The following is a 14,454-nucleotide window of genomic DNA, read 5'->3' as shown; positions in this document are numbered from 1 at the left end:
ACGGGCAGGGGTTGCCCAGGTCAGTAGGGTGCAGTCCATGTCAAGGGAACTCCGCCGCTCTCTGGGTGTCTTCGACGCGGTCGTCATCGGTCTGGGGTCGATGGTGGGTGCCGGCATTTTCGCCGCGCTCGGCCCCGCCGCGGGGGCGGCCGGCAGCGGCCTGCTCGCGGGGCTGGCGCTGGCCGCCGCCGTGGCGTACTGCAACGCGATGGCCTCGGCGCGGCTCGCGGCCCGCTATCCGTCGTCGGGCGGCACGTATGTGTACGGCCGGGAGCGCCTGGGTCCGTTCTGGGGTTATCTCGCGGGCTGGTCGTTCGTGGTCGGCAAGACGGCGTCGTGCGCGGCGATGGCACTGACGGTCGGTGTCTACGTGTGGCCGGAGCAGGCGCACGCGGTGGCGGTCGCGGCGGTCGTGGCACTGACTGCCGTGAACTACGGGGGCGTGCAGAAGTCAGCGCTGGTGACACGCACCATCGTGGCGGTAGTGCTGGCGGTCCTGGCGGCCGTGGCGGTGTCCTGCCTCTCGTCGGGCGCTGCGGACTTCGAGCGGTTGGGTTTCGCCGGCGACGTGTCGGCCGGCGGTGTGTTGCAGGCGGCGGGGCTGCTGTTCTTCGCGTTCGCCGGCTATGCGCGGATTGCCACGCTCGGCGAGGAGGTCCGGGATCCGGAGCGGACGATCCCTCGGGCGGTTCCGCTGGCGCTCGGCATCGCGCTGGTGGCCTATGCGGGGGTGGCGGTCTCCGTTCTGTCGGTGCTGGGCTCCGAGGACCTCAGCCGGTCGGCGGCGCCCCTGGCAGACGCCGTGCGGGCCGCGGGGGTCGAGGGACTGGCGCCGGTGGTGCGGGTGGCGGCGGCGGTGGCGGCGCTCGGGTCGCTGCTGGCGTTGGTTCTCGGGGTGTCCCGCACGACTCTGGCCATGGCGAGGGACGGCCACCTGCCGCAGACGCTGGCGGCGGTCCACCCGCGCTTCCAGGTGCCCCACCACGCGGAGCTCGCTGTGGGCGTCGTGGTGGCGGTGGTGGCGGCCACGGCCGATGTGCGGGGAGCGATCGGTTTCTCGTCGTTCGGCGTGCTGCTCTACTACGCCATCGCGAACGCTTCCGCGTGGACGCTCACGCCCAGGCTGTCGTCGATCCGCGTGCTGGCGGCGGGCGGCTTGGCGGGCTGCCTGGCCCTGGCGTTCTCGCTGCCGCTGCCGTCGGTGCTCGCGGGCGCGGCCGTCGTCGCGGCGGGGGCCGTGCTGTACGCGGTGCGGGGCGGGGGCTCACCGGAGGGGAGCCGTTCCGGTCGTGCGCCGCAGGGGTAGCGAGCGCAGGGCGTCGGGACGCAGGCGGCGGGCGTCGGCCGGTAGGCGGGGGGCGGTCGGTGCCTGGCGGTAGGCGGCCGGCTTCTGCCGCGCGGTGTGCGGCGGGCTTGTGCCTTGCGCGGCCCGGCCCCGGGAAGTGGGCCCCTGCCGGGATGCCGCCGACGTCGGTGGCACGATCCTGCGGGGGATCACCCGCCCGCGCGAGACTACGGCCGACCACCGAACCAGAACAGGGAAGTAACTCTGTGTAGTCGCTCATGGGTTCATGATGAACCCTGCCACCGACGGCCCGCTGGGCCTGTGGATAACTATCGCTGCCAGGTCGCCGCGAAGGCCTGGTCCGTCGGGACGATCTCCTTGCCGAGCGGCAGCAGGGACACGGGGACCAGCTTGAAGTTGGCGATGCCCAGCGGGATACCGATGATCGTGACGCACAGCGCGATGCCCGTGACGATATGGCCGAGGGCGAGCCACCACCCGGCGAGCACCAGCCACAGCACGTTGCCGAGGCAGGAGGGGGCGCCCGCGTCGCGGCGGTCCACGACCGTGTGGCCGAACGGCCAGAGCGCGTACAGGCCGATGCGGAAGGCCGCCAGGCCGAACGGGATGCCGATGATCGTGATGCACAGCAGCAGACCGGCAGCCAAGTACCCGAGGAACAGCCAGAAGCCGCTGAATACGAGCCAGATGATGTTCAGAACGGTTTTCACGGGCGGTGACCTGCCATCTGTTCGAGCCGGGCGATGCGTTCCGCCATCGGCGGGTGGGTGGAGAACAGGCGGGACATGCCCTGTCCCGGCCGGAACGGGTTCGCGATCATCATGTGGCTCGCGGTCTCGATCCTCGGCTCCGGGGGAAGCGGCAGCCGCTGCGTCCCGGCCTCCAGCTTGCGGAGGGCGTCCGCCAGAGCGAGGGGGTCGCCGGTGAGCCGGGCGCCCGAGGCGTCGGCCTCGTACTCCCGGGAGCGGCTGACCGCGAGCTGGATCACCGATGCCGCGAGCGGACCGAGGATCATGATGAGCAGCATGCCCAGCAGGCCGGGGCCCTCGTCGTCCTCGGACCGGCCGACCGGGACCAGCCACGCGAAGTTGACCATGAACACGATCACGGAGGCAAGCGCGCCCGCGACCGACGAGATGAGGATGTCGCGGTTGTAGACGTGGCTGAGTTCGTGGCCGATGACCCCGCGCAGCTCCCGCTCGTCCAGGAGGCGCAGGATGCCCTCCGTGCAGCAGACGGCGGCGTTGCGGGGGTTGCGACCGGTCGCGAAGGCGTTGGGGGCCTGCGTCGGCGATATGTACAGCCGCGGCATGGGCTGTCTGGCCTGCGTGGACAGCTCCCGGACCATCCGGTAGAGCTGCGGGGCCTCGAACTCGGTGACGGGCCGTGCGCGCATGGCTCGCAGCGCGAGCTTGTCGCTGTTCCAGTACGCGTAGGCGTTGGTGCCCAGCGCGATCAGGACGGCGATCAGCAGTCCCGTACGCCCGAAGAAGCTTCCGATCAGGATGATGAGTGCGGACAGTCCCCCGAGGAGTACGGCGGTTCTCAGCCCGTTGTGCCGGCGGTGCACGGTACGCCCTCCAAGTGGTGCGGCAGGGGAACCCTTCGCTGGTCTTGCTCCACTGTCCAGTGGACCCTCCCGTACTGGTCAACGCCAGGCGGGAGTGGCTGGTTCCCGGGTGCTCTCCGGGCCTGCGGGCCGGCGGGCTGCGCCGTTGGGGTGACGCGGCGCTGCGGGGTGGTCCGCCTCCGCCAGGGCGGGCGGGAGCAGCAGGACGCACGTGGTGCGGTGGGCGCGGCCACCGGCGCGGGTGCCGGTGGCCGTGTGACGGTGGCCGTGTGGCGCGGTGGAGGTGGGCGCGCGTCCGGGCGTTCCTGCCGGGCTCGTGCAGTCGTTCAGCGTCGGTGGCTGCCCCTGGGGGCCCGACCGGAGCGGTCAGAAGAGGGACGAGGCGGTGAAGCGCAGCACGAGCTGCGGATAGCCGGAGAGCAGGATTCCGCCGACGCCGGTGAGGGCGATGGCCGCGGTGAGCGGGGCGGGCACCCGGCTCCGTACCGGGGCGGGTGCCCGGGTGGCGGCCGCTGTCCCGGGCTCCGTCTCGGGGGCGCGGAAGAGGAGGGCCGTCCAGCGCAGGTAGTAGTACAGGGCGACCGCGACGTTGACGCCCATGACGACCGCCAGCCAGCCGAGGCCGGCGTCGACGGCCGCGGAGAAGACCACGACCTTGGCGAAGAGGCCGATGACGCCTGGCGGCAGGCCCGCGAGGCAGAGCAGGAAGAAGCCCATGGCGAGCGCGGCGGCGGGCCGCGTGGCGTACAGGCCCCGGTAGTCGCTGATGCGGTTGGCGGGGTGGGTGCGGGCGACGAGCGCGGCGACGGCGAAGGCGCCGAGGTTCACGACGGCGTACATGAGGGCGTACGCGACGGTGGCGCCGACCTGGTCGTCCCGGGAGTACGCGGCGGCGGCGATCGGCACCAGGAGGTAGCCGGCCTGGCCTACGGACGACCAGGCGAGGAGGCGGACCGCGCTCCACGCGCGCGTAGGGACCTGCCGGAGGGCGGCTACGTTGCCGACGGTCATGGTGAGCGCGGCCAGGACGGCGAGGGCGGGCCCCCACACGTCGGCGTACGACGGGAAGGCGACGACGGTCACCAGGACGAGCCCGGTGAAGCCGACGGCCTTGCCGACGACGGACAGGTAGGCGGCGACGGGGAGGGGCGCCCCCACGTACGTGTCGGGCACCCAGAAGTGGAAGGGCGCCGCGGCCGTCTTGAAGGCGAAGCCGACGAGGGTGAGGGCGACTCCGGCCTTGGTGAGGGTGTCGAGCTGGGCGGGCACGTCCCCGAGCCGCTGCGCGATCTCCGTGAGGTGGAGGGTTCCGGTCGCCGCGTACACGAAGCTGGCGCCGAGCAGGGTGACGGCGGTCGCGGTGACCGAGGACAGGAAGAACTTCAGGGCCGCCTCGCCGGACATGCGGTCGCCCCGCTTGAGCCCCACGAGCGCGAAAACGGGCAGGGAGGCGACTTCCAGAGCGACGACGAGGGTGGCCAGGTCGCGGGCCGCGGGCAGCAACGCGGCCCCGGCGGCAGAGGCCAGCAGCAGGAACCAGAACTCGCCGGCGGGCAGCTTCTCCTCGGTCTCCGTGACGGAGAGGAGTGCTGTCAGCAGGGCGCCGCCCAGCGCCAGGAACTGGATGGCCAGGGCGAAGTGGTCGGCGACGTAGCTGCAGACGCCGGGGTCGGTCGTCAGGCAGAAGGTGGCGCGGTCGCCGGCGCGCAGCGGCACCAGGCTGAGCAGCGCGGCCGTGAGGCCGGCGACGGACGCCCAGGCGAGCAGCGACTTGCGTGCCTGCGGCAGGAACAGGTCGGCGACCAGGACGGCCAGGGCGACGACGGCGGCGATGGTGGGCGGGGCGATCACGGCCCAGTCGACGGACTGCACGAGGTCGGCCGCGGCCGTGGGGCCGGGGGCCGCGGCGGCCCAGCCGGAGACCTGCGGGACCGCCTGGTCGGCCGAGGTGGTGACAAGGGCTGCGCTCGTGTCGGCGGGGGTCACGACTTGCCTCCTGCGAGGAGCTGCTGCACGGCCGGGTCGGTGAGGCCGAGGAGGGCCGCGGGCCAGAGTCCCGCGAGGACGGTGAGCACGGCGAGCGGGGTCCACGCCGCGTACTCGTACGCCTGGACGTCGGCGAGGCGGGGCTCGTCGCCGGTGGGGGCCGCACCCATGCAGACGCGGCGTACGACGACCAGGAGGTACGCGGCGGTGAGGAGCGTGCCGAGTCCGGCGACGGCCATGAACGTGAGGAACGCGGGACGGCTGAGGCCCGGCGCGGGCTGGAAGGCGCCGAACATGGCGAGCATCTCGCCCCAGAAGCCGGCGAGGCCCGGGAGGCCGAGGGAAGCGACGGCCGCGAAGGCGAGGAGGCCGCCGAGGCGCGGGGCGCGGCCGTAGAGTGCGGCGCCGGTGGCCCCCGCGAGGGTGTCGAGGTCGGCCGTGCCGAAGCGGTCCTTGACCGCGCCGGCCAGGAAGAACAGCAGTCCGGTGATCAGGCCGTGGGCGATGTTCGCGAACAGCGCGCCGTTGACGCCGGTGGGGGTCATCGTCGCGATGCCGAGGAGTACGAAGCCCATGTGGCCGACGGACGAGTAGGCGATGAGCCGCTTGAGGTCGCCCGAGGCGCCGGGCCGCGCGAGGGCCAGGCACGCGAGGGACCCGTAGACGATCCCGGCGACGGCGAAGGCCGCGAGGTACGGCGCGAAGACCTGCATGCCGTCCGGCGCGATCGGGAGGGCGATCCGGACGAAACCGTACGTACCCATCTTCAGCAGGACGCCGGCGAGGAGGACGGAGCCGACGGTCGGGGCGGCGGTGTGGGCGTCGGGCAGCCAGCTGTGCAGCGGCCACATCGGCGTCTTGACCGCGAGTCCGATCCCGATCGCGAGAACGGCGGTGACCTGCAGTGATGTGCTCAGTCCGCGGCCGTTGTCAGTGGCGAGTGCCACCATGTCGAAGGTGCCGGCCTTCAGTCCGATGAGGAGCAGGCCGAGCAGCATGACGACCGAGCCGAGGAGGGTGAAGAGGATGAACTTCCATGCGGCCTGCTGCCGTCCCTCGCCGCCCCAGCGGGCGATGAGGAAGTACATCGGGATGAGCACCGTCTCGAACGCGAGGAAGAAGAGCAGCAGGTCGAGGACGGCGAAGGTGGCGAGGGTGCCGGACTCGAGGAGCAGCAGCAAGGCCACGAACGCCTTCGGCGAGGGGCCGGCGGGCTGCTTGAAGTAGATGTACACCGCGCTGAGGAAGGTCAGCAGCGCGGTCATGACCAGGAGGGGGAGGGAGATGCCGTCGACGCCGAGGTGGATGCGTACGTCGAGTGCCTTGATCCAGCTGATGTCGGTCGTGGCCTGCATCCTCGACGGCTGGTCGTGGTCGAAGCCGAGAGTGAGGGCGATCGCGGCGAGGAGGACCGCGCCGGTGACGGTCACGCCGTGGCGGAGCACGGCCTGCTCGGGTGACCTGCCCTTCATGCCGGGCGGGGCGGGCAGGAGCGCGGCGGCGGCGCCGAGGAGCGGGGCGGCGACGACGAACGCGAGAAGGAACTGCATCACGGATTCGCTGATATCGATCACGGCTCACGCTCCGGCGGCGACGAGGACGGCGGCGATCGCCAGGGCGACGGAGCCGGCCAGCAGGACGCTGAGGTAGGTCTGCACGTTGCCGGTCTGGGCGCGGCGGACGGCGGCGCCGAGGAGCCCGGTGGTGAGGCCGGCTCCGCGGACGTAGGTGTCGACGACCTCGCGGTCGAGGAAGCGGACGAGGGACGCCGCCGCCTGGACGGGCCGTACGAAGAGGGCGTGGTAGGCGGCGTCGACGTGGAATCCGGCGGCGGCGTGGCGGTGCAGCGGTCCCAGCAGGAGGCGTCCCGGGTCGGCGGGGTCCGGCGCGGCGGCGATCGAGCCGTATGCCGCGGTGTGGGTGGCGATGGCCTCGGCTTCGGACAGGGCGGGTTCGCCTTCGGGGTGGGCCGCGACGGCGCCCATCGGGACGGCGGTGGCGCGGGCGGCGGCGTGGCGCCAGGCGGCGTAGGTGACGAGGCCGCCGATGAGGGCGACGCCGGTGCTCAGGACCGCGGTGTTCGTCGTCGGGGTGAGGGGGTTCCCGTCGAACCAGTCGTCGAGGACGACGGCGGTCAGTCCGAACGTGAGGGAGGGCAGTGCGAGGACCCACAGGACGGCGTTCATGGCGATGGGCTGCTTGCCGTGGTCGGGGGCCTCGGCTCCCTTGCCGCGGAAGGCGAGCAGCCAGAGGCGCGTCGCGTAGGCGGCGGTGAGGAGGGCGGTGAGCAGACCGGCTGCGAGGACGGTCCATCCCGCACCCGCGGGGGCGATGTCCCGGTCTCCGAGTGCGGTGTGCTCGGCTGCGACGAGGACGGCTTCCTTGGAGAAGAAGCCGGCGAAGGGCGGAATCGCCGCGAGGGCGAGGAGGGCGATCGTCATCGTCCAGTACGCGTCGGGGACGCGGCGGGCGAGGCCGCTCATGCGGGACATGGCGGCGAGCGAGTTCGTGCCGGCGGCGTGGATCACCACACCGGCGGCGAGGAACAGCACGGCCTTGAACGCGCCGTGGGAGAGGAGGTGGAAGACGGCGGCGCCGCGGTCGCCGACGGCGAGGGCGCCCGCCATGTAGCCGAGCTGGCCGATGGTCGAGTAGGCGAGGACGCGCTTGATGTCGTCCTGGGCGAGGGCGGCCAGGGCGGAGCCGACCATGGTGACCGCGGCCATCACGGCGAGGACGGTCATGGCGGCGGCGGAGGCCGCGAACAGCGGGAGGAGGCGCGCGACGAAGTAGACGCCCGCGGCGACCATGGTCGCGGCGTGGATGAGCGCGGAGACCGGTGTGGGGCCGGCCATGGCGTCGGGAAGCCAGGTGTGCAGGGGGAACTGGGCGGACTTCCCCGCGACGCCGGCCAGCAGGAGCAGAGCCACGAGCGTCGGGTGGTCGATGGCGCCGGCGGCCACGGAGCCGAGGATCCCGGTGATCCGGAAGGTGCCGGCGTCGGCGGCCAGGGCGAACAGTCCGATGAGGAAGGGGACGTCGCCGAGTTTGGTGACGAGGAACGCCTTGAGGGAGGCGGCCCTGGCTTCGGGGGTCTCCCAGTAGTGGCCGACGAGGAAGTACGAGCAGATGCCCATGATCTCCCAGCCGACCAGCAGCACCATCAGGTCGCCGGAGTAGACGACGAGCAGCATCGCGGAGGTGAACAGGGACACGAGGGCCGCGTACGACGGGTAGCGCGGGTCGTCGCGGAGGTAGCCCGTGGAGTAGATCTGCACGCACGAGGCGACGAGTCCGACGAGCACGGCCGTGAGCACCGCGAATCCGTCGAGGTGCAGGGCCAGCTCGATCGGGACGGAGCCGGTGGGGGTGAGCTGGGTGGCCGCGTCGATGGCCTCCTGTCCGCCCTGCCGTACGGCGACCACGACGGCGGCGGCCAGGGCGGCCAGGGTCGGCAGCACCGCGAGCGGACGCACGAAACCGGGGGCCGTGCGTCCGAGGAGGAGGCCTGCGGCGGCGCCGAGGAACGGGAGGAGGGGGACGAGGACGGCGAGGGTCGTGGTGGTCACGCGGTGGCCTCCGCCTTCTCGCCGGTGCCGGTGCGTGGGGTGGAGGCGTCGCCGGTGCTCGCGGTCTCGGCGTTGTCGCGGAGCTTGTCGATGTCGGCGGTGCCGCGGGAGCGGTACACCATCAGGACGATCGCGAGGCCGATGCCGATCTCGGCGGCGGCGATGGCGATGGTGAAGAGGGTGAGGGCCTGGCCTGCGTGGAGGGTGTCGCGGAGCCAGACGTCGAAGGCGACGAGGTTCAGGTTGACGGCGTTGAGCATGAGCTCGACGGACATCAGGACCAGGATCGCGTTGCGGCGGGCCAGGACGCCGTACAGGCCGGTGCAGAACAGCAGGGCCGCGAGGACGGCGGGGTAGGCGAGGTGCATCAGCGCCGGCCCTCCCCGTCGGTGGGCTCGGTGGTGCCCGTGCGGCCGGCGGAACCCTCCGGGGCCTTCACCGGAGAGCTGCCGGGAGCCGCGTCCGGCGTGTTCCTGCGGGAGAGGACGATGGCGCCGACGAGCGCGGCGAGGAGGAGGACGGACAGCGCCTCGAACGGCAGGACCCAGTGCCGGAAGAGGATCTCCCCCGAGACCCGGGTGGATCCCTGGGCGGGCCCGTCGAGGTCGATCCAGGTGGTGCGGAAGGCGTCGACGACCACCCAGACCAGGGCTGCCGCGGCGGCGCCGGCCACGGCGAGGGCGGCCGGCCGGTTGCCGGAGTCGGCATCCGGGGAGCGGCCGATGGGGGCCTTGGTGAGCATGAGCCCGAAGAGGAGGAGAACGACGACGGAACCGACGTAGATCAGCACTTGGACCCAGGCGATGAACTCGGCGGTGAGCAGCAGGTACTCGACGGCGAGGCCGCCGAGGGCCACGACCAGCCAGAGGGCGGCGTGCACCAGATGGCGGGTCGTCACGGTGAGGACGGCGGCGCCGAGGGTGACGACGCCGACGAGGAGGAAGGCGATCTCCACGCCGGTGGGCGAGAGGAAGCCGTTGGCAGCCGGTGCCAGCGGTGCCGTGGTCGCCGTGGCAGTCGCGGCCGGGCCCAGCGTGGTCGCGGCGGGGGCCAGGGCGAGGGCGAGGAGCGTCACTCGGAACCTCCCTCGGTGGCGCCGGGGCCCTCAGCCGGGCGGGGGGACGGACGACGGGGCGGGGTGCCGTCGGACGCGGGGTCCTCCGACGGGGTGTCTGCGGAGGGGCTGCCCTGGGGGCCAGTGCCCGGAGGGGTAGTGCCCGGAGGGGTAGTGCCCGGAGGGGTAGTGCCCTGGGTGGGGCCAGGCTGGGGGGACCTGTCCTCGGTGGAGTCAGGCGGAGAGGGCGCGGGCTGTGGCAGGCCGGGCTGGGACGGGCGGGTGCCACCGGCGGCGGCGGGCGCATCGTTCTTGGGCGTGCCGGCATCGGGCGGGGCGGCGGACGGGCCGGTGGCGCCGGGCGTAGCGGCGGACGGGCCGGTCTGGGCGGGGGTCGGCTCGGTGGCGGCCTGCTGCGCGGCGAGTTTGTCGGCGGCCTTGCGGGCGGCGGCGAGCTCCTTCGGCTCCTCGGCGGCCGGGTCCAGGGCCGGGGGCTCCGGGACCGTCCACATCCACTCGCGGAGCTTGTCCCGTTCGTGGGTGAGGTCGCGGATGTCGGTCTCCGCGTACTCGAACTCGGGCGACCAGAACAGCGCGTCGAAAGGACAGACCTCCACGCAGATGCCGCAGTACATGCAGAGCGCGAAGTCGATGGCGAAGCGGTCGAGGACGTTGCGGCTGCGCTCGCGGCCGCCCGGGGCGGCGGGAGGCACCGTCTCCTTGTGGGAGTCGATGTAGATGCACCAGTCGGGGCACTCGCGGGCGCAGAGCATGCAGACCGTGCAGTTCTCCTCGAACAGGCCGATGACGCCGCGGGTGCGGGGCGGCAGCTCGGGCTGCACGTCGGGGTACTGCGCGGTGACGGTCTTCTTCGTCATCGTGCGCAGGGTGACGGCCAGGCCCTTGGCCAGGCCTGAACCCGGAAGGGGAGCCATCAGTCGATCACCACCTTGACGATGCCGGTGAGGGCGACCTGGGCGAGTGCCAGGGGGACCAGGGTCGTCCAGGCGAGCTTCTGCAGCTGGTCCTCGCGGAGCCGCGGGTAGCTCACGCGCAGCCAGATCACGAGGAAGGCGAGTACGGCCGTCTTCAGGAGGGTCCACAGCCAGCCGAGGCCCTCCGCGCCGAACGGGCCGTGCCAGCCACCGAGGAACAGGACGGTGGTCAGACCGCACAGGATGACGATGCCCGCGTACTCGGCGAGGAGGAAGAGAGCGAAGCGGAGACCGGTGTATTCGGTGTAGGCACCGAAGATGATCTCCGAGTCGGCGATCGGCATGTCGAAGGGCGGCCTCTGGAGCTCGGCCAGGCCGGCGACGAAGAACACCAGCGCTCCGGTGATCTGCCACGGCACCCACCACCACTCGAAGGCGTCCAGGATGCCCGGCAGCGAGACCGTGCCGGCCGCCATCGCGACGGAGGCGGCGGCGAGCAGCATCGGCAGCTCGTACGCCAGGAGCTGGGCGGCGGTCCGCAGGCCGCCGAGGAGGGAGAACTTGTTGGCCGAGGCCCAGCCCGCCATGAGTGAGCCGAGGACGCCGACGCCCATGACCGCGAGCACGAAGAAGATGCCCGCGTCGACCACCACTCCGACGGCGCCCTCCCCGGGGCCGACGGGGATGGCGACGAGGACGAGGAGGTACGGGAGGAGGGCTATGGCGGGCGCGAGCTGGAAGACGCGGCGGTCGGCTTCGGCCGGTACCACGTCCTCCTTCTGGGCGAACTTCACACCGTCGGCGACGAGCTGGGCCCACCCGTGGAAACCGCCGGCGTACATGGGCCCGAGCCGGCCCTGCATATGGGCCATGACCTTGTGCTCGGTCTGACCGATCACCAGGGGCAGCGTCAGGAAGAGGGCGAAGACGACGACCAGGCGGAGGGCGACGTCGAGTACGTCGTTCACGCGTCTCCTTCGGGGTGTCGTCGGGGGCGGGCGGCCCCGTCGCCGGACGGACCGGCCTCCGGGCCCGTTGCCGGGGAGGAGTCGGGCTCGGACTGCGGCTCGGCCTCCGGGCCCGTTGCCGGGGAGGAGTCGGGCCGGCCCTGCGACTTGGGCTCGGGCTCGGTTTCCGGGCCCGGGGCGGACACGGCACCGGCGTCGGGGCCCGGGGTGGGCGCGGAGGCGGTGTCCGGGCCCGGGGTGGGCGCGGAAGCGGTGTCCGGCTCAGGCTGCGGCTCAGCCGCAGCAGCGGCGTCGGGCTGCGGCTCGACCGCGGAAGGGGGCTTGGGCTGCGGCTGGGGTGACTCCGACGGCCGAGGCTCCGACGGCTGGGGCGGCCGCGGCTCGGTGGGCTGGGGCTGCCGGGCCTTGGCCGGCGGCTCTCCCGGCTGGGGCCGTTCCTCGGTCGACGGCTCCCCGGCTCCGCCTCCGTGGGGCGCTGCGGCTGCCCCTCGGCCGGCGACTGCTCCGGCCTGGGCTGCTCGGTCGGCTGCGGCTGCCGTTGCGTGGACGGCTCGGGCTGCGCGACCGACTGCGGCTGCTGCCGGGGCTCCGCGGGCGGCTGGGCTTCGGCGTCGGCGAAGGCAGGGCGGGGGTTGTTCCAGGGCGCGTCGCTGCTGCGGGTGCGCGGGGGCGGCGCCGGGGCGGCGGGCTGATTCGCCGCGGTGCCTTCGGCGCGCTGGCTGGCCGAGCCCTCGCTCGCACTGCGGGCCCGGCGCTGTGTGGCCGATCCTTCACTCGCACTGCGGGCCCGGCGCGGCGGGGCGGCAGCCGGCGGGGCGGCGGTCGGCGAGGCTTCGGGGGCGGGGGCCTGACTGGCCGAGCCTTCGCTCACACTGCGGGCCCGGCGCTGTGTGGCCGATCCTTCACTCGCACTGCGGGCCCGGCGCGGCGGGGCGGCGGTCGGTGAGGCTTCGGGGGCGGAGGCGGGAGCGGCGGTCTGGCTGGCGGAGCCCTCGCTCGCCGAACGGGTGCGGCGTACCGGACGGTCGCCCGCCGCGCGGGCGGAGCGGGCCGGTCGGGCCGCGGCGGGCGGAAGCTGACCCTTCAGGGGTCCCCACTCGTTCGGGTCCGGGACACCCGGCGGCAGCATCTGGCGGCGCTTGGGGCCGCCGTGGTCGGACTCGCCCGGCTCCTTGGCGCCCGGCCACGCCTTGGCGACCCGTGCGGCCAGCACGAAGTCCTTGCGGAGCGGGTGGCCCTCGAAGGTGTCGGGGAGGAGCAGGTGCGTGAGGTTCGGGTGGTCCTCGAAGACCACGCCGAACATCTCGTGCGTCTCGCGCTCGTGCCAGGCCGCGCCGGCGTAGACGCCGACAGCGGTGGGGAGCGCGGGGGCGGTGTGCGGCACGGTCGTACGGAGCAGGAGGCGGCGTACCGTACCGGTCTCCAGGGCGGCGACGTGGGCGCAGACGCGGAAGCCCGTGCCGGGTTCGTCGACCGCGCTGAGCCAGTCGAAGTACGAGCAGCCGAGCCGGTCCCGGGCGGTCTCCAGCGCGGTGATCCAGGCGGCGGCGGGGACGTCGACGGTCAGCAGGTCGTACGCCCGTTCGGCCGTTGCCTCGGGGCCGAAGATCTCGGCCGCGGCCTCGGGCAGGGAGTCGTACGGGTGCGGGTGGGGGCGCGGCGTGGTCACGGCCGGTCACCTCCGGGCGCGGGCGGCGGGGTGACCAGGCCGCTGCGGAGGGCCGCGGCGGAGGGCCGGGACGCGCCGCTCCGGGGAGCGTACCGCTCGTCGAGGGACTCGCGGGCGATCTTCTCCTGGAGCTTCAGGATGCCCTGCAGCAGCGCCTCGGGCCTGGGCGGGCATCCGGGGACGTACACGTCGACCGGGATGATCTGGTCGACGCCCTTGGTGACGGAGTACGAGTCCCAGTAGGGGCCGCCGCAGTTGGAGCAGGCGCCGAACGAGATGACGTACTTGGGCTCCGGCATCTGCTCGTACAGGCGCTTCACGGCGGGCGCCATCTTGTCGGTGACCGTGCCGGAGACGATCATCAGGTCGGCCTGGCGGGGGCCGGGCGCGAAGGGGATGACACCCAGCCGGATGAAGTCGTGCCGGGCCATGGAGGCGGCGATGAACTCGATGGCGCAGCAGGCGAGGCCGAAGTTGAAGACCCACAGGCTGTAGCGGCGGCCCCAGTTCAGGACCACCTTCATGGGCTCGGGCGCCAGCCGCGACAGCACGCCCAGCCGCTGCGGCTCGGGCAGCGGAACGGGCTCGGGCGCGGTTCCGGGAGTCACGTCCATGTCAGGACGCCCTTCTTGTACGCGTACAGCAGGCCCACGGCCAGGAAGCCGAGGAAGATGAACATCTCGACGAGCGTGGTCGCGCCGTACCCGGCGGCGGCGAAGACGGTCGCCCAGGGGAAGAGGAAGATCGAGTCGACCGCGAAGATCACGTAGAGGAAGGCGTACACGTAGTAGCGGACCTGGGTGTGGGCCCAGCCCTCCCCCACGGGGTCGACGCCGCACTCGTAGGTCAGGAACTTCTCCTGGGTCGGCACGACGGGCCGCAGCAGCCGCCCGGCCGCGAAGGCGACGGCCACGAAGAGCACGCCGACGACGGCCAGGAGTCCGACGACCGAGTAGCTCTGGAAGTAGTCGGCCGCGAGCCCGGTGCGTTCCGGCACATCCACGTCCGTCCGCTCCTCTCTCCGTGTCGTCCGGTGTCTTCCTGCCCGTCTGGTACGCAGGGGAGTCTAGGCCCTGGCAGAGGCCGGGTTACCGGCCGTGCCGACCCGCGGGAGACCGGCCGCTGGGCCCGCCGCGTGAAAAGGATCAGCGGCGGGTACTCAGCCCCGGGCCGGGAGTGCCGTTCCGGCCCGCCGACGGGGTGGGAGAAGCATGATGGTTCCGGACAGACGGCCGTCTCAAACAGGCGTCCATTATATGAGTCACTTAAGGAAGGGGACCCTTACCGACGTAGGGTGGGCCTTGGGGCGACCGGTCGGCCGGCCGCCTACCGAGCGTTCTCCCGCCGACGGCGGAGAGACCCCTTGTTTCGAGGGAGGTCCAGTTCAGTGACCAACC

General features: G+C 72.9%; 12 protein-coding genes and 1 pseudogene. 1 reads left to right on the top strand and 12 read right to left on the bottom strand.

All coding sequences use genetic code 11. From position 1 onward, the window contains the following. Positions 1-37 precede the first annotated feature (37 nt). Positions 38-1,306 (top strand): APC family permease, encoded by a 1,269-nt coding sequence (locus tag L6E17_RS24110; protein ID WP_236242831.1) that lies wholly within the window; start codon positions 38-40, stop codon positions 1,304-1,306. Between the two features lie 308 nt (positions 1,307-1,614). Here L6E17_RS24110 and L6E17_RS24105 read toward each other — a convergent pair whose 3' ends face one another. From L6E17_RS24105 to L6E17_RS24050, 12 genes and pseudogenes are all read right to left on the bottom strand, one after another. Next, positions 1,615-2,016 carry a YccF domain-containing protein gene (locus L6E17_RS24105; protein WP_236242830.1) on the bottom strand — a complete coding sequence of 134 codons (402 nt, stop codon included), beginning with the start codon at positions 2,014-2,016 and terminating at the stop codon, positions 1,615-1,617. Next, entirely contained in the window at positions 2,013-2,876 is an 864-nt protein-coding gene (gene htpX / locus L6E17_RS24100) for a zinc metalloprotease HtpX (RefSeq protein ID WP_236242829.1), read from the bottom strand. Before htpX ends, L6E17_RS24105 begins: the two co-directional genes overlap by 4 nt. A 366-nt stretch (positions 2,877-3,242) precedes the next feature. Then, positions 3,243-4,862, bottom strand: a complete 1,620-nt coding sequence (locus L6E17_RS24095) for an NADH-quinone oxidoreductase subunit N (protein WP_374109133.1) — start codon at positions 4,860-4,862, stop codon at positions 3,243-3,245. Beyond that, on the bottom strand, positions 4,859-6,412 hold the full coding sequence (locus L6E17_RS24090) for an NADH-quinone oxidoreductase subunit M (protein WP_236242914.1): 1,554 nt from the start codon (positions 6,410-6,412) through the stop codon (positions 4,859-4,861). The genes L6E17_RS24095 and L6E17_RS24090 overlap by 4 nt, the downstream gene beginning before the upstream one ends. A gap of 27 nt (positions 6,413-6,439) precedes the next feature. Beyond that, positions 6,440-8,431 (bottom strand): NADH-quinone oxidoreductase subunit L, encoded by a 1,992-nt coding sequence (locus L6E17_RS24085; protein ID WP_236242828.1) that lies wholly within the window; start codon positions 8,429-8,431, stop codon positions 6,440-6,442. Then, entirely contained in the window at positions 8,428-8,799 is a 372-nt protein-coding gene (nuoK, locus tag L6E17_RS24080) for an NADH-quinone oxidoreductase subunit NuoK (RefSeq protein WP_236242827.1), read from the bottom strand. The genes L6E17_RS24085 and nuoK overlap by 4 nt, the downstream gene beginning before the upstream one ends. After that, positions 8,799-9,464 (bottom strand): NADH-quinone oxidoreductase subunit J, encoded by a 666-nt coding sequence (locus L6E17_RS24075; protein ID WP_236242913.1) that lies wholly within the window; start codon positions 9,462-9,464, stop codon positions 8,799-8,801. Before L6E17_RS24075 ends, nuoK begins: the two co-directional genes overlap by 1 nt. 38 nt (positions 9,465-9,502) lie before the next feature. After that, a complete protein-coding gene (locus L6E17_RS24070; RefSeq protein WP_236242912.1) occupies positions 9,503-10,420 on the bottom strand; it encodes an NADH-quinone oxidoreductase subunit I in 918 nt (305 codons plus the stop codon). Next, a complete protein-coding gene (locus tag L6E17_RS24065) occupies positions 10,420-11,388 on the bottom strand; it encodes a complex I subunit 1 family protein (protein WP_236242826.1) in 969 nt (322 codons plus the stop codon). Before L6E17_RS24065 ends, L6E17_RS24070 begins: the two co-directional genes overlap by 1 nt. Positions 11,389-12,646: 1,258 nt before the next feature. Further along, a pseudogene (locus L6E17_RS31635) lies at positions 12,647-13,057 on the bottom strand (NADH-quinone oxidoreductase subunit C); the annotation flags it as partial. Further along, the gene (locus tag L6E17_RS24055) at positions 13,054-13,671 is read right to left on the bottom strand and encodes an NADH-quinone oxidoreductase subunit B (RefSeq protein WP_236242825.1); all 618 of its coding nucleotides are present in this window, start codon (positions 13,669-13,671) and stop codon (positions 13,054-13,056) included. The gene L6E17_RS24055 and the pseudogene L6E17_RS31635, both read right to left, overlap by 4 nt. Continuing rightward, on the bottom strand, positions 13,662-14,054 hold the full coding sequence (locus L6E17_RS24050) for an NADH-quinone oxidoreductase subunit A (RefSeq protein ID WP_071264819.1): 393 nt from the start codon (positions 14,052-14,054) through the stop codon (positions 13,662-13,664). Before L6E17_RS24050 ends, L6E17_RS24055 begins: the two co-directional genes overlap by 10 nt. Positions 14,055-14,454 lie beyond the last annotated feature (400 nt).

The sequence above is a fragment of the Streptomyces sp. CC228A genome (genome assembly GCF_021390935.1).
Lineage (GTDB): Bacteria > Actinomycetota > Actinomycetes > Streptomycetales > Streptomycetaceae > Streptomyces.
This window is presented reverse-complemented; position numbering and strand designations above follow the sequence as displayed.

What these genes read in the sequence shown, in the direction of transcription:
- L6E17_RS24110 (WP_236242831.1), top strand. Translation starts at nt 38, where the DNA reads ATGTCAAGGGAACTCCGCCGCTCTCTGGGTGTCTTCGACGCGGTCGTC.
- L6E17_RS24090 (WP_236242914.1), bottom strand. Translation starts at nt 6,412, where the DNA reads ATGCAGTTCCTTCTCGCGTTCGTCGTCGCCGCCCCGCTCCTCGGCGCC.
- nuoK (WP_236242827.1), bottom strand. Translation starts at nt 8,799, where the DNA reads ATGCACCTCGCCTACCCCGCCGTCCTCGCGGCCCTGCTGTTCTGCACC.
- L6E17_RS24070 (WP_236242912.1), bottom strand. Translation starts at nt 10,420, where the DNA reads ATGGCTCCCCTTCCGGGTTCAGGCCTGGCCAAGGGCCTGGCCGTCACC.
- L6E17_RS24055 (WP_236242825.1), bottom strand. Translation starts at nt 13,671, where the DNA reads ATGGACGTGACTCCCGGAACCGCGCCCGAGCCCGTTCCGCTGCCCGAG.